Below are 1337 nucleotides of genomic sequence, written 5' to 3'. Positions count from 1 at the left end.
ATCGGGGGTGCAGGTCTCGGTCGGGTGAGCGGAGAACCCCTTCCAGCTGATGATGTGTCCGTGGCGTGCGTAGCGGGCCGAGGTGAGGGGCCTCGCGTTTTCCGGACAGTGAGGTCTTCTCGGCAATGTGACGGTTGCGGTGCGTGACCGCGTGCGGGGTGAGCCGGACCGCGTCGAGTGCCCCGCCGTCAGATATGGGTGAAGCCCCTGGTAGGAACAGGTCTGCGAAAATCAAGTTCCGTACGGCCAGAGGCTTCACACGTTGACCAGTATCACCTACACCGCCGTGCTCGATGTCGGCAGGGAGACCGCCGAGACCCTGGCCCGGCTCCTGCGCGAGCACCGCGACCGGCTCGGCACCCGCAAGAACACCCGCGCCCTGAGCGTCTTCAAGCAGGGGATCCTCGTCCTGCGGTGGTTCGTCGACGGAACCCGGCTGGCCCAACTCTCCCGGGACAGCCGGATCTCGGTGCCGACCGCCTACCGCTATCTCCACGAGGGGCTGACCGTGCTCGCCGACCACGCCCCGGACCTGGCCACCGCACTGGAGCGGGCGGCGGCCGCCGGGTACACCCACCTCAACCTGGACGGCACTGTCATCCGCACCGACCGCGTCGCCGCCCCCGGTCCCAACGGGGCAGATCTCTGGTGGTCCGGGAAGCACAAGCATCATGGCGGGAATGTGCAGGTCATCTCCGCCCCGGACGGCTGGCCGCTCTGGGTGTCCCCGGTCCGCCCCGGCCGCGAGCACGACACCACCTGCGCGCGCACCCACGGCCTGATCGGCGCGCTGAACCGGCTCGCCGCCACTCTGGACATCCCGACTCTGACCGATCTCGGCTACGAGAACGCCGGCGACGGCTTCCGCCACCCGGTCAAGAAGCCGCAGGGCGGCGAACCCGACCTCGAACAGCAGACGTTCAACAAGGTGATCCGTGGCATCCACGGCGTCGCCGAGCGCGCGAATGCCCTGCTCAAAGTCACGTTCAAGGCTCTGCGCCGGGTCAGCCTCGACCCTGGCAGCATCACCCGGATCGCCCGAGCCGCCCTCGTCCTGCTCCAGATGGAACACGGCCGCACCACCTGAACGAAGATCACAAACCGTCACGAGACGTTACCGAGAAGGGTTCAGTGTCTCCGAGTTCAATTCGAGCTCGCGGGCCGTCTCCGAGATGGTCTTGCTGGACCGGAGTGCCATCTGGACGGCTTCCTCACGAAACTCCGGGGTGTACTTGCTGGGTGGCGCCACTTCGAACTTCCCCATTTCCTTGACAGAACAACCCTATTGGGTCCCTGTCCGGAAACTCCGGGGCACCTCAAACCTAACGAAGCACTAC

2 protein-coding genes are annotated in these 1337 nt (G+C 66.5%); one reads left to right on the top strand and one right to left on the bottom strand.

Annotated elements, in window-relative coordinates; genetic code table 11:
- The first annotated feature begins 286 nt into the window (after nt 1-286).
- Complete coding sequence (locus TU30_RS00045; RefSeq protein WP_370626534.1) at nt 287-1087, top strand: transposase family protein; 801 nt, start codon at nt 287-289, stop codon at nt 1085-1087.
- 27 nt (nt 1088-1114) lie between these two features.
- Here TU30_RS00045 and TU30_RS38145 read toward each other — a convergent pair whose 3' ends face one another.
- Nucleotides 1115-1198, bottom strand: coding sequence for a hypothetical protein (locus tag TU30_RS38145; protein ID WP_360619270.1), 84 nt, complete (start codon nt 1196-1198; stop codon nt 1115-1117).
- Nucleotides 1199-1337 lie beyond the last annotated feature (139 nt).

Source organism: Streptomyces sp. NBRC 110035 (assembly GCF_000829695.1).
Lineage (GTDB): Bacteria > Actinomycetota > Actinomycetes > Streptomycetales > Streptomycetaceae > Streptomyces.
The sequence above is the reverse complement of the archived record's forward strand: the minus strand, read 5'-3'. Positions and strand labels throughout refer to the sequence as shown.